This window comes from Nonomuraea sp. LP-02 (assembly GCF_036289125.1).
In the GTDB taxonomy this organism is placed as follows: domain Bacteria; phylum Actinomycetota; class Actinomycetes; order Streptosporangiales; family Streptosporangiaceae; genus Nonomuraea; species Nonomuraea bangladeshensis.
The window spans coordinates 1,955,460-1,975,762 of the sequence record NZ_JAXCLK010000001.1; the positions used below are offsets into that span (position 1 = coordinate 1,955,460).

General features: G+C 72.8%; 20 protein-coding genes. 11 read left to right on the forward strand and 9 right to left on the reverse strand.

Features of this window, described 5'->3' with window-relative positions:
* Positions 1–27 precede the first annotated feature (27 nt).
* Together SMD20_RS09120 and SMD20_RS09125 are read right to left on the reverse strand one after the other, a co-directional pair.
* Positions 28–882, reverse strand: coding sequence for a transporter substrate-binding domain-containing protein (locus tag SMD20_RS09120; RefSeq protein ID WP_329577624.1), 855 nt, complete (start codon positions 880–882; stop codon positions 28–30).
* 45 nt (positions 883–927) lie between these two features.
* Positions 928–1,425, reverse strand: coding sequence for a hypothetical protein (locus SMD20_RS09125; RefSeq protein WP_329577627.1), 498 nt, complete (start codon positions 1,423–1,425; stop codon positions 928–930).
* Positions 1,426–1,520: 95 nt separating this feature from the next.
* Between SMD20_RS09125 and SMD20_RS09130 the strand changes: the two genes are divergently transcribed.
* Positions 1,521–1,964, forward strand: a complete 444-nt coding sequence (locus tag SMD20_RS09130; protein ID WP_329577629.1) for a VOC family protein — start codon at positions 1,521–1,523, stop codon at positions 1,962–1,964.
* 250 nt (positions 1,965–2,214) lie between these two features.
* Here the strand turns inward: SMD20_RS09130 and SMD20_RS09135 are convergent, their stop codons facing one another.
* Positions 2,215–3,087 (reverse strand): aldo/keto reductase family oxidoreductase, encoded by an 873-nt coding sequence (locus SMD20_RS09135; protein ID WP_329577632.1) that lies wholly within the window; start codon positions 3,085–3,087, stop codon positions 2,215–2,217.
* Positions 3,088–3,216: 129 nt separating this feature from the next.
* Between SMD20_RS09135 and SMD20_RS09140 the strand changes: the two genes are divergently transcribed.
* Positions 3,217–3,669, forward strand: coding sequence for a winged helix-turn-helix transcriptional regulator (locus SMD20_RS09140; protein WP_329577634.1), 453 nt, complete (start codon positions 3,217–3,219; stop codon positions 3,667–3,669).
* Here SMD20_RS09140 and SMD20_RS09145 read toward each other — a convergent pair.
* Entirely contained in the window at positions 3,645–4,583 is a 939-nt protein-coding gene (locus SMD20_RS09145; protein WP_442942461.1) for a helix-turn-helix domain-containing protein, read from the reverse strand. The two genes, SMD20_RS09140 and SMD20_RS09145, sit on opposite strands and share 25 nt — an antisense overlap.
* A 226-nt stretch (positions 4,584–4,809) precedes the next feature.
* Here SMD20_RS09145 and SMD20_RS09155 point away from each other — a divergent pair, with 226 nt between their 5' ends.
* Positions 4,810–6,447, forward strand: coding sequence for a serine hydrolase domain-containing protein (locus tag SMD20_RS09155; protein WP_329592481.1), 1,638 nt, complete (start codon positions 4,810–4,812; stop codon positions 6,445–6,447).
* Between the two features lie 30 nt (positions 6,448–6,477).
* Positions 6,478–7,074, forward strand: coding sequence for a cyanamide hydratase (locus SMD20_RS09160; RefSeq protein ID WP_329577637.1), 597 nt, complete (start codon positions 6,478–6,480; stop codon positions 7,072–7,074).
* 5 nt (positions 7,075–7,079) lie between these two features.
* Here SMD20_RS09160 and SMD20_RS09165 read toward each other — a convergent pair whose 3' ends face one another.
* From SMD20_RS09165 to SMD20_RS09180, 4 genes are all read right to left on the reverse strand, one after another.
* Positions 7,080–7,907: an SDR family NAD(P)-dependent oxidoreductase gene (locus SMD20_RS09165; RefSeq protein WP_329577640.1), complete on the reverse strand. Its 828-nt coding sequence runs from the start codon at positions 7,905–7,907 to the stop codon at positions 7,080–7,082.
* Positions 7,908–7,948: 41 nt separating this feature from the next.
* Entirely contained in the window at positions 7,949–8,560 is a 612-nt protein-coding gene (locus SMD20_RS09170) for a TetR/AcrR family transcriptional regulator (protein ID WP_329577643.1), read from the reverse strand.
* An 86-nt stretch (positions 8,561–8,646) separates the two neighbouring features.
* The gene (locus tag SMD20_RS09175) at positions 8,647–8,967 is read right to left on the reverse strand and encodes a DMT family transporter (RefSeq protein ID WP_329577645.1); all 321 of its coding nucleotides are present in this window, start codon (positions 8,965–8,967) and stop codon (positions 8,647–8,649) included.
* Positions 8,968–8,987: 20 nt separating this feature from the next.
* Positions 8,988–9,320, reverse strand: coding sequence for a DMT family transporter (locus SMD20_RS09180; protein WP_329577647.1), 333 nt, complete (start codon positions 9,318–9,320; stop codon positions 8,988–8,990).
* A gap of 104 nt (positions 9,321–9,424) precedes the next feature.
* Between SMD20_RS09180 and SMD20_RS09185 the strand changes: the two genes are divergently transcribed.
* From SMD20_RS09185 to SMD20_RS09195, 3 genes are all read left to right on the forward strand, one after another.
* Positions 9,425–9,862: a MarR family winged helix-turn-helix transcriptional regulator gene (locus SMD20_RS09185; RefSeq protein ID WP_329577649.1), complete on the forward strand. Its 438-nt coding sequence runs from the start codon at positions 9,425–9,427 to the stop codon at positions 9,860–9,862.
* A gap of 57 nt (positions 9,863–9,919) precedes the next feature.
* Positions 9,920–10,360, forward strand: coding sequence for a YybH family protein (locus tag SMD20_RS09190; protein ID WP_329577653.1), 441 nt, complete (start codon positions 9,920–9,922; stop codon positions 10,358–10,360).
* 103 nt (positions 10,361–10,463) lie between these two features.
* Entirely contained in the window at positions 10,464–10,826 is a 363-nt protein-coding gene (locus SMD20_RS09195; RefSeq protein ID WP_329577654.1) for a DUF488 domain-containing protein, read from the forward strand.
* Positions 10,827–10,836: 10 nt separating this feature from the next.
* Here SMD20_RS09195 and SMD20_RS09200 read toward each other — a convergent pair whose 3' ends face one another.
* A complete protein-coding gene (locus tag SMD20_RS09200) occupies positions 10,837–14,241 on the reverse strand; it encodes a serine/threonine-protein kinase (protein WP_329577657.1) in 3,405 nt (1,134 codons plus the stop codon).
* Between the two features lie 122 nt (positions 14,242–14,363).
* Here SMD20_RS09200 and SMD20_RS09205 point away from each other — a divergent pair, with 122 nt between their 5' ends.
* The 4 genes from SMD20_RS09205 to SMD20_RS09220 are packed head-to-tail and all read left to right on the forward strand — an operon-like array spanning position 14,364 to position 20,296.
* Positions 14,364–14,891 (forward strand): PadR family transcriptional regulator, encoded by a 528-nt coding sequence (locus SMD20_RS09205; protein WP_329577661.1) that lies wholly within the window; start codon positions 14,364–14,366, stop codon positions 14,889–14,891.
* Positions 14,888–15,598, forward strand: a complete 711-nt coding sequence (locus SMD20_RS09210; RefSeq protein WP_329577664.1) for an ABC transporter ATP-binding protein — start codon at positions 14,888–14,890, stop codon at positions 15,596–15,598. Before SMD20_RS09205 ends, SMD20_RS09210 begins: the two co-directional genes overlap by 4 nt.
* Positions 15,595–17,928 carry an FtsX-like permease family protein gene (locus SMD20_RS09215; protein ID WP_329577667.1) on the forward strand — a complete coding sequence of 778 codons (2,334 nt, stop codon included), beginning with the start codon at positions 15,595–15,597 and terminating at the stop codon, positions 17,926–17,928. Before SMD20_RS09210 ends, SMD20_RS09215 begins: the two co-directional genes overlap by 4 nt.
* 10 nt (positions 17,929–17,938) lie before the next feature.
* Positions 17,939–20,296, forward strand: coding sequence for a penicillin acylase family protein (locus tag SMD20_RS09220; RefSeq protein WP_329577669.1), 2,358 nt, complete (start codon positions 17,939–17,941; stop codon positions 20,294–20,296).
* The last annotated feature ends 7 nt before the right edge of the window (positions 20,297–20,303 follow it).

Genomic DNA, 20,303 nt, shown 5'->3' on the forward strand with positions numbered 1-20,303 from the left:
ACGCCGCCGTACCGGGCTCCGTCATCGTCACGGCTTCGCGTCGAGGTCGCCGTTGTAGGCGGGCTTGGTCAGGCCGCCCGTCTTGAGGTTCCACTTGTCGAGGATCTTGGTGTACGTGCCGTCCCGCATCATCGCCTCGAGCGTCGCGTAGATCTGGTTGCGCAGCTCGGAGTTCTTGTCCTTCACCAGCGTGAAGTTGATGAGGTAGTCGACGAGGTGGTAGTTCGTGGTGGCGAACTGGTCGGGGTTCTCCTTCACGATGTACTGCGCCTGCGCCACATCGGGGGCGTAGGCGGCGATGCGCTCCGACAGCAGGCCCTGCAGGCCCAGGGGGGTGGAGGTGTAGTACTCGATCTGGATGGGCGAGGAGCACTTCTCGTTGAGCGCGGCCACCGCCTTCTCCAGCGTCGTGGAACCTTCCAGCATGCCGAGCTTCTGTCCGCACATGGACTCGCCGGTGGCGTACTTGGCCGCGTCCGCCTTGCGGACCAGGTACGTCGCGCCGGACTGGAAGTAGCCGATCATGTCGACCTGCTGCAGCCGTTCGGGGTTGGGGCTCATGCCGCCGGAACCGAGGTCGAACTGGCCGGACTGCAGGCCGGTGATGATGGCCGAGTAGTCGCTCTGCACCCATTGCGGGGTCAGGCCGAGCCGTCGGGCGACTTCCTCGACGAGCTCCACACCGAAGCCCTGCAGGGGCCCTGAGCCGTCGGCGCGGAACTCGCCGGGGATGTACGACTGCTGCGAGCCGATCTTCAGTGTGCCCTTTTCCAGGGTCGGCGCCTTCGCGTTCGTCGCGGCGGTGGTCTCACCGCCGGCGGAGCAGCCGGTCAGGAGCAGCGCAGCGGTGAGAAGGGCCGTGGGCAGCACGCGGAATTTCATGGGGATCTCCCCTTGGATCTGGGGGGTGACGAGGGCGGGTGGGGATCAGCGGGTGTCGGCGGAACGTCCGGGCTTGCCCGCGGGCATGGGACGCTCGAAGTCAGGGCACTCGGCGGCCTCGTCGAAAATCCGCTGGACCTCGGCCTGGTAGTCGGCGGGGAAGTTCTGCTCCTTCAGGCCGTTGGGGACGCGCTCCCAGTAGAACCGCGGCGGGCGCATCCGGACGCCGGGCCGCGACAGGATGTAGGTGAAGCAGTCGTAGGACTTGCCGTCGTCGCCCTGGACGGTCAGGTAGACGATGTCGAAGTCGTCGAACTCGTCCTTCATCCGCGTGTCGTCGACCTCGAAGACGATGCCCTGGGCGGCCTTGCCGTAGGTGCCGACGTTGGCCAGGTGGCACCAGCCGCGGTCGGTGCGCTCCCCGGCGGCGCGGAACTGGATCTGATGGTTGACCGCCTTGGCCTTGGTCACCTGGACCGCCTCGGGCAGGTATTTCCGCAGCTCCTCGTCGAGCAGGTAGGTGCAGTAGCCGAAGTAGTACATGAAACATCTCCTGGTGGACTGACCTGCATGTGTTACCGTACACAGGTCTGTATACAAGAGATTCGGGCATCTCGTCTACCGCTGGAGAGGGCAAAGTGACCCACCACTTCAGGACGCTGCACCACGTGTGCGTCGTCGTCGCCGACCTGGATCGGTCCGTCGCCTATTACGAGAGCCTGGGCATCGGGCCGTGGTACGACTACCCGAAGGGCACGCCGTACGTCGAGTACGAAGTCCCCAACGCCGAGGCGTCGGCCGCCATGCGCTACAAGTGCGCCGACCTCGACAATGTGCAGCTTCAGTTGTGCGAGCCGCCGCCGCTCGACTCGCCGCAACGGCGTTTCCTGGAGGAGTTCGGCGAGGGCGTCTACCACCTCGGCTTCGAATCCCCGGATCTGGCCGACGCCGAGTCCCGGGCGGGCGCCCTCGGTCTGGACGTCATCGCGCGCGGGCGCAGGAGTGACGGTTCCGGTTTCTGCTATTTCGACACCCGAAAGGGCGCCGGCGTGACGCTTGAGGTCCGCAGGACGCAACACTGAGCCCGACCTCGCCGCCGGCACGGCGCCGCCCGTGCCCGGCGGTGAGGGAGGGACCAAGGAAGGCCGTCCGATAGATAGGAGTTGGTGGAGAAATCGTATGGACTGTCACCTGTGGAGCGATTGTACGGTTTTGTAACGTTCAGGGATCAGTGCGTACCGTCCGCCGCCCGGGGTGACCCGCCGGGTCATCGAGGCCTTCGCCTGTCCAGGCGGTGATCTTCGCGGACGAGTCCGGGCCGGTCACCCCCGCCTAGCCGCCGATCTTGTCCAGCTCGGCGAGGTCTCCGTCGGAGAGGGGGAGTCCGGCACCGGCGACGTTCTCGCGCAGGTGGGCGACGGACGAAGTGCCGGGGATGAGCAGGATGTTGGGCGAGCGGTGCAGCAGCCAGGCCAGGGCGACCGACATCGGCGTGGCGTCCAGCCGGGCGGCCACGGCCGTGAGCGCCGAGGACTGCAGGGGGCTGAAGCCGCCGAGCGGGAAGAAGGGGACGTAGGCGATGCCCTGCCCGGCGAGCTCGTCGATCAGGTCGTCGTCCTGCCGGTGGGCGAGGTTGTACATGTTCTGCACGCACACGATCGGCGCGATCGCGCGTGCCTCGGCGACCTGGTCCGCGGTCGCGTTGCTGACGCCGAGGTGCCGGATCAGCCCTTGTCGCTGGAGTTCGGCGAGCGTCTCGAACGGCTCGGCGAGCGAGCCGGGCCGCGGGCCCTGGGCGTCGCCGAGACGGAGGTTGACCACGTCCAGCGTCTCGAGGCCGAGGTTGTCCAGGTTGTGGCGGACGGCGCGGCGCAGGTCTTCGGGCTCGCGGGCGGGCGGCCAGCCTCCCTGTTCGTCCCGGGTCGCGCCGACCTTGGTCACGATGCGCAGGGTGTCCGGGTAGGGGTGCAGCGCTTCGCGGATCAGCTGGTTGGTGATGTGCGGCCCGTAGGCGTCGGCGGTGTCGATGTGGGTGATGCCGAGGTCGACGGCCTCGCGCAGGACGGCGAGTGCGCCGTCGCGGTCGGCGGGCGGGCCCATCACTCCGGGGCCGGCGAGCTGCATGGCTCCGTAGCCGAACCGGGTGACGGTCAGGTCGCCCAGGGTCCAGGTGCCGCCGGGAAGCGAAGGGGAAAACGTGCTCATGTCTCTGCTTTCTCAGGTCGTACGAGGTGGTGCCTGACGGCTCCTTGCTTCAGTATGGTGAGGTAACTTCCTGACAGGAAGTACGCACTTCGGAGTACGTAGGGCACCCACCGGTTGGAGGAGCAGCGGATGGCGACGACGACGGCGGCCCAGCAGAGGGCGCAAGCCAAGGCGCAGTACGACGCTTTCATAGCGGTGTGTCCCAGCCGCAAGCTGCTCGACCGGATCTCCAACAAATGGGTCACCCTGATCCTGGCCGCGCTCGGCAGCGGCGGCTCGCCGCAGCCGCAGCCGGAGGCGGGCTGCACGGGCGAGCCCCGGCCGATGCGCTACTCGGAGCTGTCCCGGCTGCTGGCCGGCGTCAGCCAGAAGATGCTCACGCAGACGCTGCGTTCTCTGGAGCGCGACGGTCTCGTCACCCGCACCGTGAAGCCGACGGTGCCGGTCACGGTCACGTACGAGCTGACCGACCTGGGCCTGTCCCTGCACCAGATGATGCGCGGCCTCAAGTCCTGGGCCGAGACGCACATGGACGAGGTGCTCGCCCACCGCGAGACCTACGACGAGCGGGACGCCGGCTGACCGGCGGTCAGCGCCTCGCGTTGCGCGGGGCTCAGGCGGTCGGGCCTCGGGGCGACGACGTACGCGCCGCGTCCGGCCTGCTCCACCGCGAGCGGGTCGGCGAGGTCCGGACGGCGGATGAGCGTGTCCAGGGCGGCCGCCGCCCGCCGCGCGGGCCAGCCCAGCGCGGCGGCGAGGTCGTCCATGGTGAGCGGCCGGGCGGCGTGCACCAGGGCGGCCACCACGGTGAGCGCGTCGCCGGCGGCGGCGTCGGCGAGGCCGTTCAGCTGCTCGCCGATCCAGGCGAAGAACCGCGCCATCCGTTCCAGCCGGGCGGCGGCGGGCGTGCCGGGGCCGAAGATCTCGATGCCGCTCCGCGCGGCCGCCGCGACCTCGGCGTGTGCCCCGGTGTCGGCCACGAGGGCCCGGAGCCAGATGTCGTCGTCGACGACGTAACGCTCGCGGCGGCCGGTGTCCTTGGCGCGCCTGATCAGCCCGGTCGTCTCCAGGTAGCCGACGGCTTTGGACACCGACGCCGGGCTGACCTGTAACCGGCGTACGAGCTCGGCGGAGGTCAGGCTCCCGGTGCCGGCGGTGAGCAGGCAGACGAACACGCGGGCGGGCATCCGGGGGAAACCGGTCCCGACCAGCAGCGTCGCGAACCGCTCGACGAAGCCGCGCACGGGCTCGGACGGCCACCCGCCGGCCGGCGGCTCGGCGGCCTGGGCCGGTCCGCGGCGGCGGGCGCGCTGCCCGGCGCTCTGCTGGGCGCGGTCGGGCAGGTAGCCGCCGGGCGCGCTGTTGCGGGCCACCTCGCGGCTGATCGTGGAGGTGGGCCGGCCCAGCCGCCTGGCGATCTCGGCGTAGCCCAGCCCTTCGGCCAGCCAGATCGCGATCTGCCGGCGGTCCTCGTGGGTCAGCCTTCCTCCGGGCATCGGCTCGTCCTCCTGTCGGTGCGTTCACCAACAGTACATTGCAACGACTGTTCGCCGTGAATTGCATTCATCGACAATCTCATTGCAACGATTCGCGTCGAGACCCCGTATAGAGCCGCTTTTTCGGCGGCTTTTCGTTGACGCTTTCATGAACGCAACGTAGCCTTTCCCCGCCCGGAAAGAATTCGACAGGATTGAGGCGACACTTATGGAGAGAGCGTTGGACGTGACCCGGATGCGGGCGCGCGTGTCCGAACTGCTGGCGGAGCACCGGATCCCGGGAGCCACGATCGGGATCCTGCGCGACGGGCAGATCACCGACTTCGCGGTCGGCGTCAAGGACGTCTCCACGGGTGAGCCCGCGACGACCGGCACCGTCTACCAGTGCGGCTCGGTGTCCAAGACCTGGACCGCCCTCGCCTTCATGCAACTCGTCGACGAGGGGAAAGCCGCCCTGGACGAGCCGGTGCGGACCTATCTGCCCGGATTCCGGGTCGCCGACCCCGGCGTCAGCGCCCGCGTCACCGCCCGCCATCTCCTCAACCACACCAGCGGCATCGAGGAGAGCTACGGGGATCCGGGCGAGGACGACGACGTGTACGAGCGCATGGTGGCCAACATCGCCGGCGCGCGCCAGGTCCACCCCCTGGGTCACACCCACGGCTACAGCGCGGCCCTGGGCTACGCGATCCTCGCCCGCGTCATGGAGGTGATCGACGGCAGGCGGTGGGACGACATCATGAGGGACCGCCTGTTCGGACCGCTGGGGCTGACCTCGACGAGCACCCGCCGCGAGCACGTGGACGAGAGCCTGGCCGCGACCGGACACCTGGTCCTGTCCCTCGACGAAGGGCCGATCCTGTCGCCATTGGGTCACCTGCCGCGTGCCTTCGGCCCCGGCGGCAACGTCAACACGACGGCCCGCGACCTGCTCACGCTGGCGTACGTCTTCCTCAACGAAGGAAAGGCCCCGGACGGCACCGAGATCGTCTCGCCCGGCATCATCCGCGAGATGACGCGGTCCCGGGTCCCGGTGCCCGACCCGTACATGTTCGGGCCGGAATGGGCGCTCGGTCTCGTCGTGTGCGACTGGCACGGGCAGACCGTCTACGCGCACGACGGCAGCGCGATCAGCCAGAGCGCCCGGCTGCGGATCCTGCCGGAGCCGGGCATCGCCGTCACGATGCTGACGAACGCCGGTCCGCGCGACGGCCTCTACCGCCAGGTGTTCAACGAGATCCTGGCCGGCCTCGGCACGGTCACGATCCCCGACCTGCCGGAGCCCGACCCGGGCCTCGTCCTCGACCTGTCCCGGTACGAAGGTGTCTACGAACGCCCCGGCAACCGCTTCGAAGTGGCGGCCGAAAGCGGGAAGCTTCACCTCAGATCCACCCTGAACCCGATGGAGGCGCAGTTCCTCGGCAGGCCGGAACGGCTCGATCACGAGTTGCTCCCGATCAGCGAGACCCATTTCCTGATGCCGCCCGCCCATCCGGCCGAGGAACCCCAGACTCTCGCGATCTACGATTTCGAGAACGGCGCCGCGCGATATCTCCACCTCAATTGCCGGGTCAATCCGAGAATCGACGAGGAGGGCGCCACGGTGCACGTGATGGCTGTTTCCCGGATTTCCGACCACGACGGTTTCTGGGATTCACTGAAGCAGGCGTACGGCAGGCTTCCCGCGGGCGCGCGGTGGACGATGGCGGTGGCGAGCGCCGACGGGACCAGGGCGGTGAACGTCATCGTCCACGACGCGCTCGACGGCGTCAGGAGCTTCTTCGAGGAACACGTCGGCGCGTTCGCCACGACGGACTGCTTCGAGGCCGACGCGGCCAACGCGGTCGGCTTTCCGGCGGCGTAGCCGCGCCGCAGCAGCCGACTACACTCCGTGATGGTGATCACGTTCCCGAACACGCCCGCGACCGCCGCCGCGCTGTCCGTGGCGACCCGCTACTGCTCGCCCGCGCTGCTCAACCACTGCATCCGTTCGTACGTGTGGGGAGCGATGTACGGCGCGGCGCACGCGATCGCGTTCGACGACGAGCTGTACTGCGTCGCGGCGCTGCTGCACGACGCCGGCCTGACGGAGCCCTTCGACAGTCACCGGCTGCCGTTCGAGGAGGCCGGAGGCGAGTTGGCGTGGGTCTTCGGCGTGGCCGCCGGCTGGCCGCGGGAGCGGGCGGCCCGAGCCCGCGAGATCATCGTGCTGCACATGCGCGACGACGTGCCGGCGGCCGGCGATCCGGAGGCGCATGTGCTGCAGGTCGCGACGAGCTGGGAGGTGGTGGGCCGGCACGCGGAGGAGTTCCCCGCGCCGGCCAGGGCGGCGGTCCTCGCCCGCTATCCGCGCCTGGGCTTCGGCGCGGAGTTCCTCGGCTGTTTCAAGGACCAGGCCGGGCGCAAGCCGGGCAGCGCGGCCGCCGCGTCGGTGCGCAGGAACGTCGCCGGCCGGATCGCCGCCAATCCGCTGGAGACGCACCCGGCCTGAGAAGCTCAGGCGGTGTCGCCGCCGTCGGCGAGCAGGGTGCTGCCGGTCATGAACGCCGACAGGTCCGAAGCGCAGAACAGGGCGACGCGCGCGATGTCGTCCGGGGTGCCGATCCGGCCGATCGGGCTGTTCAGCATGAGGTCGGTCGGCGGGATCTCGTCGAGGTTCACGCCGGCCGCGGCGGCCATCGCCAGGTTGCCCTCCGTGGGGACGAAGCTGGGCGCCACCCCCAGAACGCGGATGCCCAGCGGGGCCAGTTCGAGCGCCAGCTCGCGGGTGAGGCCGCGGACGGCGTGCTTGGATCCGACGTACGCCGCCAGGCCGGGCGCGCTGCCCCGGAAACCGGCGGTGGAGACGATGTTCACGATGACGCCGCCCCTGTCGCTGCCGCCGCGCGGCGCCGACATGCGCCGCGCGGCCTCGCGCGCGCCGACGAAGACGCCGCGGGCGTTCACGGCGAACACCTGGTCCCACGTCTCCTCGGTCATCTCCAGCAGGGGTACGGCGGGGAAGATGCCGGCGTTGTTCACCCAGATCTCCAGGCCGCCGAGCTCGGCCACGGCCCGGTCGGCGGCCGCGGCCACGGCGGCCGCGTCGGTGACGTCCATGGCGGCGCCGATGGCGTGCACTCCGTGGCGCTCGGCCAGCTCCTTGGCCGCGGCCGTGGCCTGCTCCTCGTCGAGGTCGCCGATCAGCAGGTCGGCGCCGGCCTCGGCGAGGCGCGCGGCGATGGCCTTGCCCAGGCCGCGGGCGCCTCCGGTGACGACCGCGCGCCGTCCGCGCAGGGAGACGAGCTCGGCCAGGGACTTGCCGGACACATCAGCAGTGGACATGGGGGTTCTCCTTCAGGTGGCGACAGATCGGAAAGGGGCGCTCAGCTCGCGCCGGCGCTGACGCGGTAGTGGGCGTTGACCAGCGGCCAGATGGCCGCGGCCATCGTCGCCGGGGGCCGGGTGCATCCGTGCTCCAGCCAGTCCACCGCGACCCCGATGAGCGCGCCGGCGGTGAACGAGGCCGTCACGTCGTGCGGGACGTGTTCCGGCCAGCCGGTGGCGTCCGCGTGCGTCAGACGGTCGTGGATGACCGCGGCGATGCGGCCGCGGATGTGGCCGGCCACGCGGGCGCTGCCTTGCGGCCCCAGCAGCGCGCGGTACAGCCCCGCGTGCGCGGCCAGGCGGTCGAAGAACGCCGTCAGCGACTCGATCGCCTCGCCGGCCAGGTCCGCCGAGTCGAGCGCCGGGCCGGGCAGGGAGTCGATCAGGTCGTCGATCATCGCGGTGCAGGCGTCCTCGGCCAGTTCGTGCACGTCCCGGTAGTGGTCGTAGAAGGCCGAGCGGCTCACTCCCGCGCTCCCGGCCACGTCGGAGACGCTGATCCGGGCCAGGTCCCGCTCCTCGGCCAGCTCGATCAGCGCACGGGCCAGGGCCGATCGCGTGCGGCGCACGCGCGGGTCGCCGGGCACGGTGGGGGTGTCTCTGGTGGCCACGGCACGTCGTCCTCACGAAAAGCTACAGGTGCAAGTTTTCTTACACCTGTAGCTTAACCTGTCCCGCGCCTGGGTTCCGCACCCGGTCAGATCCCTGCGGCGACCTTGAGGAGGATGACGCCGCCGATGATGGCGGCGAACGAGCCGAGCTTGGCGGGCGTGATCTTCTCCTTGTAGATGAGGGCGCCGAGGACGACGGTGCCGATGGAGCCGATGCCGGTCCAGATGGTGTAGCCGACGCCGACGTCCAGCGTCTTGAGCGCCAGGCTGAGGGTGAAGATGCCGCCGGCGGCCGACAGCAGCGTGAAGACCGACGGCCACAGCCGGGTGAAGCCCTGGGTGGCGTTGGTGCCGAGGGCGAAGCCGATCTCGAAGACGATCGCGATGGAGAGGTAGATCCAGGCCATGATGACGTTTCCTTTCGGACTCAGGCGGCGGGGGAGAGGCGGTCGGACAGCTTGAGTCCCAGGACGCCGCCGATGATCAGGACGAAGGCCAGCGCCTTCCAGACCGTGATCTCCTCGCCGAAGATCACGGAGCCCAGCACGACCGTGCCGACCGACCCGATGCCGGTCCAGACGGTGTAGCCGACGCCGACGTCCAGCGTCTTGAGCGCCAGGCTCAGGAAGAAGATCCCGCCGGCTGCGGCGGCGGCCGTGAGCAGGGACGGCCAGAGCCGGGTGAATCCTTCGGTGGCGTTGGTCGCCAGGGCGAAGACGACTTCGAAGACGGCGGCGATGAGCAGGTGGATCCAGGCCATCGGAGGGGCTCCTATTTGTATGTACGTGCAAGTGAACTGCTGGAAAGGATGTTGCATGTACATGTATCCTCGTGTCAAGCCGGTCTTCCGAATTGAGAGGTCCCATGGCCACCACCACGGTTTCGGACGCCGCCGCCGCCTGGCAGCGCGTCATCCTGCTGCACACCCGCGTGGAGAGCAGGCTCGCCGCCGCGTTGCAGCGCAGGCACGGCATCGGCCTGTCGGAGTTCCGCGCGCTCGGCCACCTCGCCGCCTCGCCCGCCGGCGAGCTGCGCATGCAGGAGCTGGCCGACAAGGTCGGGCTCAACCAGAGCTCGGTGACCCGCCTGGTGGCGCGGCTGAACGCGGCGGACTTCGCCTACCGGGATCTGTGCCCGGACGACAGGCGCGGCGTCTACACGGTCATCACCGAGACGGGCCGCGCCCGGCACGCCGAGGCCGGCCGCACGTACGAGGAGACGCTGAAGGCCGCGCTGGAGGAGGCGGGGCGGGAGGACCCGCGGCTGGCCGCCGCCCTCACGGCGCTGGGCGCGCCGGCCTGACCTTTCGCGGCGCCGTTTCGTCGTACGGGTAAAGACACCCGACGGATGGGGGAAACGATGACCAGGCGAGACGAGAGCGGCGAGGCCGAGATCCGGCGGCGGATCGAGGCGCTGGTGGAGGGGATCGAGGCCAAGGACCTGCGGGCCCTGGAAGGGGCCTACGCGCCCGGCGTGGTCTCCTTCGACGTCGAACCGCCGCTCCAGCACGTGGGCGTGGCCGCGAAGCTGCGCAACTGGGCGAAGGTGTTCGCGGTGTTCGAGAAGGTGACGTACGAGCTGCGCGACCTGACGCTCACCGTGGGCGACGGCGTCGCGTTCGGGCACGGTCTGGGCCGGCTCAGCGGCACGCTGGAGAACGGGGCGGCGGCGGGCGGCATGTGGGTCCGGGCCACCTTCTGCTTCAGCAGGATCGACGGCGAGTGGCTGATCGTGCACGACCAGGTCTCGGTGCCGTTCGACCTCGCGACCGGCAGGGGAGTGACGGACCTCCAGCCCTGACGTCCGCCGCGTTCCGGCCGGGTCTCGCGTTCCGGCCGGTTCGGCGTCCGGCCCCGGGGGCAGTCGTCTGGCAGGCCATGCCCGGCCGGTTGGGAGCGCTGCCATGAGCAAGGACGTCACCTACCGCAGGATCTACGAGGAATCCTCGCCCGAGGACGGCCGCCGGGTGCTGGTCGACCGCGTCTGGCCGCGGGGCGTGCGCAAGGAGGACGCGCACCTGGACGAGTGGCTGCGCGACGTGGCCCCGTCGAGCGAACTACGCAAGTGGTACGGCCACGACCCCGGCCGTTTCCCCGAGTTCCGCCGCCGCTACCTCGACGAACTGCGCGACGCCGGGCACCGGCCGGCCGCGGATCATCTGCGCGACCTGGCCTCCGAGGACCGGCTCACGCTGCTGACCGCCACTAAGGACGTGGACCACAGCCAGGCCGCCGTCCTCGCCGAGTGGCTGTCCGGCAAGCGGTGACCGTCCCGCTTCAGCCCGCGCAGCCGTCGCGGTACGGGAGCGCGGGGACGTGGGTCTTCCACTCGGCGGCGGTGAGCGGGCCGCCCGACCGCCGGCACAGCGCCTTGACGACGGCGGCCGGCGCGATGGCGTGGGTGTGGACGGCTCCGTCCAGCCCGAGGGTCAGGACGGCGGCGCCGTCGGCGGTGAAGGCGATCGACTGCAGCTGCCCGGTGTCGGGGTCCTGTCCTCCGGCGGTGTCACGCAGGAGGCCGAGGCTGGTGCCCGTGGCCGGGTCGACCAGCCGTACCCTGCCCTCGCCGACGCCGAGGGCGACGAGGTCGTCGCGCGGGGAGTAGGCGGCGACGGACGGCTCGCCGGACTTCTCGCGGAAGACCGGGCCGAGGCGTTCGCCGGTGGTGCTCCACGGCGTCAGGCGGCCTCGGGAGTCCAGGACCACCACGCCCTTGCCGCTGTGCAGGAAGAAGATCCGGGCTGCGAGGGTGTCGCGGCCGGTGGCGGCGAACGGCGGGCCCGCCGGACGGCCGGTGGCGGCGTCGAGCAGGCGCTGGCCGGCGCCGGCGACCGCCAGCAGCGCGCCGTCGGGGGAGAAGGCCACGTCGTTGGTCGTCGGCAGCGTGGTGGTCCAGAGCCTGCGCCGGGCCTTCCAGTCCCACACCTGGACGGCGTGCTCGGCCGTGGCGCGCCCGTCGTCGCTGCTGCGCAGGACGAGTGCCAGGCGGGTACCGTCCGGGCTGAAGGCCGCGGTGACGAGCTCCATGCCGCGCGGGCCGGGGGTGACGGCGCCGAGGACGGCCCGCGTGGCGGCGTCCACGATCCGCGCCCCGTCCTCGCCGGCGGCGGCCAGCAGCCTGCCGTCCTGGCTGAAGAACACGTCGTCCGAAGCGGGCAGCGTTCCCCCCGTCGTGCCGGCGGTGACGGGGCGCAGCCGGGTCACCTCGCCGGTCTGCGCCGCCAGCAGGCGGCCGTCCGGGCTCAGCCTGCCGAAATCGATCGGCGTGCGCGCCGGGGTGAGGGCGAGGTCGCCGACGTCGACGGAGAAGACCCGGTCCTCCACCAGGTAGCGGAAGGTACGGCCGTCGAAGGCGCCCTGGGGTTCCTCTCCGCCGGCGTCGGGGTTGCCGAGCAGCGGCATGGTGGTGAGGAGCTGGGCGTCGGCCATGCGCCAGAACTGGATCTGCGAGCCGGTGACCGAGGCGGCCAGCGTGCCGTCGCCGCTGACCGTCATCCGGCCGCCGTTCCAGGCGCCCTGGCTGCCAGCGCCGTCCTCGAGGCCGAGGTCGACGGGGGCGTTCCCGGCGCGGGTCAGGCGGACGGCTCCGGCCCGCCGGACCGCCCGCCAGGCGCCGTCCGCGCTCGCCACCTCGGCCTCGGGCAGCCGGGTACGCCCGCCGGTCCGCACGTCCCACCGCAGGCCGCCGCCGGGGCGGCGGATCGTCACCGCCCGGTCGTCGGCGTGCGCGAGCTCCGCCCAGCTGTTGACCAGGTCGAGCGGGCGGGCGAAGGTCCACGTCCTGATCGCCTTGCCGGTGGCGAGGTCGAAGGCGCGTACGCGGCGGTCGGTCAGGACGGCGAGCGTGCGGCGCGAGGACGCCAGCGCCACGGCGACGACCTGGTCCCCCGCCAGTCCCAGCCGGGTGACGCCGCCGGCCCGCCGGCCGGTGCGCACGTCCCACACCTGGGCGGCGTCGCCGGTCACGCCGGCCAGGCTGCGCCCGTCGGCGCCGAGGGCGCGTACGGTGTCGGCGGCGCGGGCCGGGTCGGTGAACGCCGCCGACTCGCGCCCGGCCAGGGCCGTCATCAGCGCCTCCCTGGTCAGCGGGGTGTGGTCCAGGCTCCACGCCGCGACACTGAGCCGCGCGGCGAGCCGGGGGTCGGTGAGGCGTGCCTGCTGGGCGAGCCCGGCCAGCCGGGCCGCCTCCGACCGGCCGAGTGAGGCCGCGATCTCCTCCGCGCGCCGGTCGGCGACGATGCCCTGCTGCACGGCCAGCCCGCCGGCGGCCAGCGAGATCACCAGGAGTCCGCCGAGGCTGAGCGAGACCAGCCGGGCCCGCTTGGCGCCGCGCCGGACCAGGTCGGCGCTCGCCTGCAGGAAGGCCCGCTCCACCGGGGACAGGGTGATGTCGCGCCGCCGGTCGGCCGCCCATCGCAGGGCGTCGTCGAGGCCGCTGCCGCGCAGCAGGTCGCCGTCGCGCCGGCCGCCGGCCTGCCAGCGGCGGGCCGCGGTGAGGAGGTCGCGGTGCGCGGCCAGCCCGTCGCGGTTGGCGTCGATCCAGTGCCGGTACCTGGGCCAGGCGTGCGGCAGCGCCGGCCGGGCCAGCCAGATCTCCTCGCCCTTCCTGGCCAGCAGGTACGCGAACACCGTCAGGATCCGTTCGACGGCCTCGGCCTCGTGCGGCGCCCGGCCGCCGAGCAGTTCGGGCTCGGCGGCCCGCCGCACGGTCAGCTCGTCCTGCTCGTCCACGGTGACCAGCCGCAGGAACACCTCGGCCACCAGCTCGCGTTCCACCGGCCCGAGCATCCCGTACGCCTGCTCGGCCAGCGTGCCGAGCGCCGGGTCGTCGGCCTGCACCGCGATCCGGGTGGCGGCGCGCCCGCCCTCGGCCAGCAGCCGGGCCATGTCCAGCCGCCCGCCGCCGCTGACCAGGGCGAGCAGCAGCTCGCGGGAGGTGGGCCGGCCGAGCGGGTCCTTGGCCAGCGCGGCCGCCACCAGCGGCTGGAGCTGCTGGGGCAGCACGCCGAGGTCGGGGCTGGCCGACAGCACCCGGTGCATGACGCCGCCCAGGCTCTCGGCCTGGAAGGGGTCGACGCCGGTGGCGGCGAACAGCACGATGCCGCCCCAGGCGAACACGTCCGCCGGCGCGCCGGCGCGGTGCCCGGTGAACACCTCGGGCGCCATGTACGTGGGCGTGCCCGTGATCAGGCCGGTCTCGGTGAGCGACATCTCCGCCGTCCGCGAGATGCCGAAGTCGATCACGCGCGGGCCGTCCGGGCCGAGCAGCACGTTGTCCGGTTTGAGGTCGCGGTGGATGACGCCCGCGTCGTGCACGGCGGTCAGGGCGGTGGCGATGGCGGTGGCCAGGCGGTGCAGGTCGCCTCCGGCGAAGCGGCGGCCGCTGGCCACGACCTGGCGCAGGCTGGGGCCTTCGACGTACTCGCTGACGATGTACGGCCGGGGCCCGTCCAGCCGGGCGTCGAGCACGCTCGCGGTGCAGAACGAGGCGACCCGCCGCGCGGCCGCCGCCTCCCTGCCGAGCTGGGCGGCCTGGTCGCTGTGCAGGACCTTGATGGCGACGCGGCGGGCGTCCTCGGTGTAGGCCTCGTAGACGACGCCCTGCCCGCCCGCGCCCAGCCGCCCCGCCAGCCAGTACGGCCCGAGCCGCTGCGGGTCCCCGTCGAGCAGTGCCGTCGCCATCGTTCTCCCCGGTTGATCAGTGACGTCGCGTGGTTCGATGCCGGTCGGCCCGACAAGGTTCGCATCCACGACGATCATCGTCTATGCGCCGCGTGTATACCCCTGGTGTATAGTCTCCGGCCATGACAGTCCCCTTGGCCCTCCTCGGCCTCCTGGACCGCGAGCCCAGCTACGGCTACGACCTCAAGCGCGCCTACGACACCTACTTCGGCCGAGGCAAGCCGCTCCCCTTCGGGCAGGTCTACTCGACGCTCGCCCGCCTGGCCCGCGACGGCAAGGTCACCGCCGGCCGGAGCGAGCCGGGCGAGGGCCCCGACCGCAAGCGCTACTCCCTCACCCCGCTCGGCAAGCAGGAGGTCGAGGCGTGGCTGACCGAACCGGTCGCGGCGGAGCCGTTCCTGCAGACGGTGCTGTTCACCAAGGTCGTGCTGGCGCTGATGCTGGGCCACGACGCGCAGCGCTACCTCGACCTGCAGCGCGCCACACACATGCGGCGCATGCGCGAGCTGTCGGAGGTCAAACGCGGCGGCGCCCTGGTGGACGCCCTGCTGGCCGACCACGCCCTGTTCCACCTGGAGGCCGACCTGCGCTGGATCGACGTGACCACGGCCCGGCTGGGCGCGCTGGCGGAGACGGTGCGCCGCGCATGACCATCGACGCGCTTCCCGCGCCGGGCCCGCTGCTGCGGGCCCGTTCGATCAGCCGTTCCTACGGCCGTACGCCGGCGCTGCGCGAGGCGAGCCTGTCGGTGACGGCGGGCGAGATCCTGGCGATCATGGGCCCGTCCGGCTCCGGCAAGTCCACGCTGCTGCACTGCCTGGCCGGCATCTTCACGCCCGACGCGGGCGAGGTCTGGTTCGACGGCGACCGGCTGGACACCCTGAGCGACGCCGGCCGGTCGCGGCTGCGCCGCACCGCGTTCGGCTTCGTCTTCCAGTTCGGCCAGCTCGTGCCGGAGCTCACCGCGGCCGACAACGTCGCCCTGCCGCTGCTGCTCGGCAGGACCGGGCGCAGGCACGCCTACGAGCGGGCGCGCGGCTGGCTGGAGCGGCTGGAGCTGGACGGCCTGGGCGAGCGGCGCACCGGCGAGCTGTCGGGAGGGCAGGCGCAGCGGGTCGCGATCGCCCGCGCGCTGGTGACCCGGCCCAAGGTGATCTTCGCGGACGAGCCCACCGGCGCGCTCGACTCCCTCGCCGGCGAGAAGGTCATGGACCTGCTCGTCGGCCTGGCCCGCCAGGAGGGCGTCACCGTGATCGTGGTGACCCACGACTCCCGCGTGGCCGCCTGCGCCGACCGGGAGGTCATCGTACGCGACGGCAAGGTCACCGACCCCTACGCCGGCGAGGCCGTGCGATGACGTTCTGGCTGGGCCTGCGGCTGGCGCTGCGCGGCGGCAGGGAGGGGGCCGTCCGGCTGGTGCTCGTCGGCGCCGCCGTCGCGTTGGGGGTGACGGTGCTGCTGTCCACGGTGGCCCTGTTCAACGCCTTCCGCGTCACCGCCGAGCGCCCCTGCTGGGAGTGCACGACGGGCTCCGCGCCGGCGGGCTGGGCGCTGGGCGCCACCCCGGGCGCGGTGCTGTGGAACCACCGCCAGGACTCCTACGCCGGCCGCCCGATCAAACGGCTCGACGTCGCCGTCCTCGACCCGGGCACGCCCGCCCCGGCCATGCCCGGCCTGCCCGCGCTGCCCGCGGCCGGACGCCACTACGTCTCGCCCGCGCTCGCCGACCTGATGGCCTCCGTACCGCACGAGCAGCTCGCCGGCCGTTTCCCCGGCGCCCGCGCCGGCCTCGTCGGGCGGGCGGCGCTGTCCGGCCCCGACGACCTGGTCGCCGTCGTCGGCCGGACCCCCGCCGAGCTGGCGGGCATGGCCGGCACCGTCGCCGTCGACACCATCGCCGGAGACCCGGCGGCGGACGACATGACGGCCCTGTACGAGCACGGGTTCGGCATCGCCGCCATCGGCCTGATCGTGCCGCTGCTCGTCCTCATCGGCACCGCCACGCGCCTGGCCGCGGCCCGCCGCGAGGCCCGCTTCGCCGCCGTCAGGCTGGCCGGCGCCACCGCGCGCCAGATCAACGCGATCGCCTCGGCGGACGCGGCGCTCGGCGCGCTGCTGGGCGCGCTCGCCGGCGTGGCGCTGTTCCAGGCGGTACGGCCCGCGCTGGCCGCCGTCGCCGTCACCGGCTCGCGTTTCTTCCCCGACGTGGTCGCGCCGACCGCGCTCCAGTACGCGATCGTGGTCGCGGGCGTGCCGCTCGCCGCGGCGGTCGCCGCCGTGTGGTCGCTGCGCCGGGTGCGGATCACCCCGCTCGGCGCGGCGCGCAGGACGCGGGCCGCCGCCCCCGGATGGTGGCGGGTGCTGCCGCTGCTGGCGGGGCTGGGGCTGTTCACGGGCCCGGCGTTCGCGGGCGGCGGCAGGGAGCCGGACCCGGTGCTCGCCGACGCCGGCCTGGCGCTGGTCATGGTCGGTCTGGTGGTGGCGGGGCCGTGGCTGACGATGCTGGCCGCGCGGCTGGCCGCCCGCCTCACCCGGGGCGCGGCGACCCTGCTGGCCGCGCGGCGCCTGGCGGCCGACCCGAAGACGGCCTTCCGGTCGGTGAACGGGATCGTGCTGGCGGTCTTCATCGGCACGGCCGTCGCCGGGATCGTCCCGGCCGTCGTCTCGGGCCAGCGGGCGGCGGGCGGCGGCACGCTGAACGAGGTGATGCGGGTCCCGTTCGGCTACGCCGACGCCGCTCCCGGCCGGCCGCTCCAACCCGACGAGGCGGACGAACTGCTCGCCGAGGTGGGCGCCCATCCGGGCGTCACCGTGCTGCCGATCTACCGCAGGACCGGGACACAGGACCCGCCCGCCGGGCCGCTGCCGTGCGACCCGGGGCCCGGCTGCCGGCTCGACTTCATGCTCGGGCACGTGGTCGAGTGCGACGACCTGGCCCGCTTCCCGGCGCTGGGCGCGTGCCCGCCGGGCGTGGACGCGGTGTCGGCCGACTTCAACCGGCTGCTGACCAGCGACAACCTGCTGTCGGTCGACCGCAACCTGCCGATCGTGGACCCCACCAGCCCGGCCGCGCCCGGCGGCTCGGGGAAGGCGGGGGCGGGTAAGGCGGGGGCGGGTAAGGCGGCGGTCTCGGGCGGGCTCTCCCTGGCGGCGGTCCTGATCCGGGCCGACGACCCGGCCGTCCGTGAGCGCATCCGCACCTCGCTCACCCCGTACGTGGCCGGCTCCGGCAGCGCCGAGACCCCGCTGACGTTCGCCGAGGTCGCCCGGTTCCGCGAGGTGCTGCTGGACCAGATGGAGCGCGTCGCGCTGGCCATCGTCGCGCTGACCCTGCTGGTGGCGGGCTGCGGCCTGCTGGTGGCGGTCGCCGGGGGCGTGGTGGAGCGCAGGCAGCCGTTCACGCTGCTGCGGCTGTCCGGCACGCCGACGCGGACCCTGTCCACGGTGGTGGTGCTGGAGACGGCCGTCCCCGTGCTGCTGGCCGCCCTGGTGGCGGCGGCCGCCGGCTTCGGCGTGGCCGGGCCGGTGATCGACCAGCTCGCGATCAAGAGCGCTCCGGCGGCGCTGCCCGGCGCCGGCTATCTGCTGACCGTCGGCGGCGGGCTGCTGGCCGCGCTGCTGATCGTCCTGGCCGGCCTGCCCCTGCTCAAGCGCGTGACCGCGCCCGACAACGCCCGTTTCGAATGAGGACCGGCCGATGACCAGAACAGCTTTCCTGCGCCTGGCCCCCGTGCTGACCGTTGTGCTGGCCGCCTCCTTACTCGTGGCCGCGCCGGCGGCCGCGGACGCGGGCCGCTACGCCGCCGACATCAGGCGCACCGAGTACGGCATCCCGCACATCTCGGCCAAGGACCACGGCGGCCTCGGCTACGGCTACGGTTACGCCTTCGCCCAGGACAACCTGTGCGTCATGGCCTCATGGGTGCTGACCCTGCGCGGCGAGCGCTCACGCCACTTCGGCGCGGAGGTGACGTCCGACGACGTCATGGAGCCGATCTCCAACCTGGCCAGCGACGCCTACTACACCTACGTCCGCTCGTCGGGCGTGCTGCGCCGCGTGCTCGCCCGCCCCGCGCCGTACGGCCCGAGCGCCGAGCTGCGCGCGCTCGTGGACGGCTACGTCGCCGGCTACAACCGCTACCTGAGCGACACCGGCGTGGCCCGGCTGCCGGACCCGACCTGCCGGGGCAAGGAATGGGTCGGCCCCATCACCGCCGACGACGTCTGGATGAACCTGCTCGACCTGGCCCGCCTGGGCGGCAGCTCCTCCTTCAAGGAGGCCATCGCCGCCTCCGGCCAGGCGGCGAGGAAAGCGCCGCAGGAGGCCAAGGCGGACCGGCCGGGCGGCAGGACGCCCGCCCCCGGCAGCAACGCCTGGGCGCTCGGCCGCGAGGCCACCCGCGACGGCCACGGCATGCTGCTGGCCGACCCGCACTTCCCGTGGAACGGCAGCCGCCGCTTCTACCAGGTCCACCTGACGATCCCGGGCGTGCTCGACGTGTCGGGCGGCAGCCTGTACGGCACGCCCATGGTGCAGATCGGCCACAACGCGAGCCTGGCCTGGACGCACACCGTCTCCCACGCCGGCCACTTCACCCTGTACCGGCTCACGCTCGTGCCGGGCGCGCGCACCACGTACCTGGTGGACGGCAGGGCCGAGCCGATGGGCCGGCAGGAGGTGAAGGTCGCCGTACGCGAGGCCGGCGGCGCGATCGGCGAGGTCACCACGGCCGTCCACACCTCCCGCTACGGCCCGGTGCTCGGCGTGGACTGGACGGACAAGAGCGCGCTCGCCCTGGCCGACGCCAACGCCGCCAACCTGCGTTTCGCCGACGAGTGGCTGGCCATCGCGGCCGCCCGCGACGTGGCCGGGCTGCGCCGCGCGCAGGACGTCCACCAGGGCATGCCGTTCGTCTACACGCTGGCCGCGGACGCCGGCGGCCAGGCGTACTTCGCCGACACCTCGATCGTCGCGCACGTCACCGACGAGCAGGCCGGCCGCTGCCGCTCCGGCGACGACCCCCGCATGCTCGTCCTGGACGGCTCCCGGTCGGACTGCCTGTGGGGCAGGGACGCCGACGCAATCGAGCCGGGGATCTTCGGCCCGGCCGCCCAGCCCCGGCTGGCCCGCGCCGACTACGTCACCAACGCCAACGCCGGCCCCTGGCTGACCAACCCCGCCGCGCCGCTGACCGGCTACCCGCGCGTCTACGGCGAGACCGGGACGCAACGCGACCTGCGTACCCGGGTCGGCCTCGACATGATCGCCCAGCGGCTGTCGGGCCGTGACGGGCTCGGCGCCGCCGGCTTCACGCTGGACACCCTCCAGCGCATCGCGACCGGCAAACGCAACCTGAGCGCGGAGCTGCTGCGCGCCGATCTGCGCGCGCTGTGCCGGGCCAAGCCCGTGATGACGGCGAGCGACGGCGCCAAGGCCGACGTACGGCAGGCGTGCGCCACGCTGGCGGCCTGGGACGGGCGGGCCCGCCTCGACAGCCGCGGCGCGATCCTGTGGCGCGAGTTCTTCCTGGGCCTGAACCGCCCCCACCCGCGAGGCGACGGCACGCCCGCCCCTCCGGACGGCTGGTGGAAGGTGCCGTTCGACGCCGCGCACCCGCTCACCACGCCGCGCGGCCTCGACGTCACCGACCCGGTGGTGGAGAGCGCGCTGGCCGACGCCGTGCGCGCGTTCACCGCGGCCGGTCTGCCGCTGACGCTCACGCCCGGCCAGGCGCAGCGCTACGGCGCCGTACCGGTGCCGGGCTGCACCGAGGGTGAGGGCTGCTTCGACCGGATCCGCACCGGTGGCGAGCTCGGTGACCAGGGCCGTTATCCGGACGTCAACACCGGCTCCAGCTTCCTCATGGCGGTGGAGCTGACGCCGGCCGGGCCGCGGGCCCGTACGGTGCTGACGTACTCGCTGTCGGCGAACCCGGCCTCGCCGCACCACGCCGACCAGACCGAGCTGTTCGCGCGCGGCCAGTGGGTGACCGGGCGGTTCACCGAGGCCGAGATCAGCGCGTACCCGAAGCTCGCGACGACGAGACTGCGGTAGGGGATGG

Bases quoted from the DNA above. Each gene is read 5' to 3' on its own strand.
- SMD20_RS09120 (WP_329577624.1), bottom strand. From the start codon at position 882: ATGAAATTCCGCGTGCTGCCCACGGCCCTTCTCACCGCTGCGCTGCTC.
- SMD20_RS09125 (WP_329577627.1), bottom strand. From the start codon at position 1,425: ATGTACTACTTCGGCTACTGCACCTACCTGCTCGACGAGGAGCTGCGG.
- SMD20_RS09135 (WP_329577632.1), bottom strand. From the start codon at position 3,087: ATGAGCACGTTTTCCCCTTCGCTTCCCGGCGGCACCTGGACCCTGGGC.
- SMD20_RS09140 (WP_329577634.1), top strand. From the start codon at position 3,217: ATGGCGACGACGACGGCGGCCCAGCAGAGGGCGCAAGCCAAGGCGCAG.
- SMD20_RS09145 (WP_442942461.1), bottom strand. From the start codon at position 4,583: ATGCCCGGAGGAAGGCTGACCCACGAGGACCGCCGGCAGATCGCGATC.
- SMD20_RS09160 (WP_329577637.1), top strand. From the start codon at position 6,478: ATGGTGATCACGTTCCCGAACACGCCCGCGACCGCCGCCGCGCTGTCC.
- SMD20_RS09165 (WP_329577640.1), bottom strand. From the start codon at position 7,907: ATGTCCACTGCTGATGTGTCCGGCAAGTCCCTGGCCGAGCTCGTCTCC.
- SMD20_RS09175 (WP_329577645.1), bottom strand. From the start codon at position 8,967: ATGGCCTGGATCTACCTCTCCATCGCGATCGTCTTCGAGATCGGCTTC.
- SMD20_RS09180 (WP_329577647.1), bottom strand. From the start codon at position 9,320: ATGGCCTGGATCCACCTGCTCATCGCCGCCGTCTTCGAAGTCGTCTTC.
- SMD20_RS09185 (WP_329577649.1), top strand. From the start codon at position 9,425: ATGGCCACCACCACGGTTTCGGACGCCGCCGCCGCCTGGCAGCGCGTC.
- SMD20_RS09190 (WP_329577653.1), top strand. From the start codon at position 9,920: ATGACCAGGCGAGACGAGAGCGGCGAGGCCGAGATCCGGCGGCGGATC.
- SMD20_RS09195 (WP_329577654.1), top strand. From the start codon at position 10,464: ATGAGCAAGGACGTCACCTACCGCAGGATCTACGAGGAATCCTCGCCC.
- SMD20_RS09200 (WP_329577657.1), bottom strand. From the start codon at position 14,241: ATGGCGACGGCACTGCTCGACGGGGACCCGCAGCGGCTCGGGCCGTAC.
- SMD20_RS09205 (WP_329577661.1), top strand. From the start codon at position 14,364: ATGACAGTCCCCTTGGCCCTCCTCGGCCTCCTGGACCGCGAGCCCAGC.
- SMD20_RS09210 (WP_329577664.1), top strand. From the start codon at position 14,888: ATGACCATCGACGCGCTTCCCGCGCCGGGCCCGCTGCTGCGGGCCCGT.
- SMD20_RS09215 (WP_329577667.1), top strand. From the start codon at position 15,595: ATGACGTTCTGGCTGGGCCTGCGGCTGGCGCTGCGCGGCGGCAGGGAG.
- SMD20_RS09220 (WP_329577669.1), top strand. From the start codon at position 17,939: ATGACCAGAACAGCTTTCCTGCGCCTGGCCCCCGTGCTGACCGTTGTG.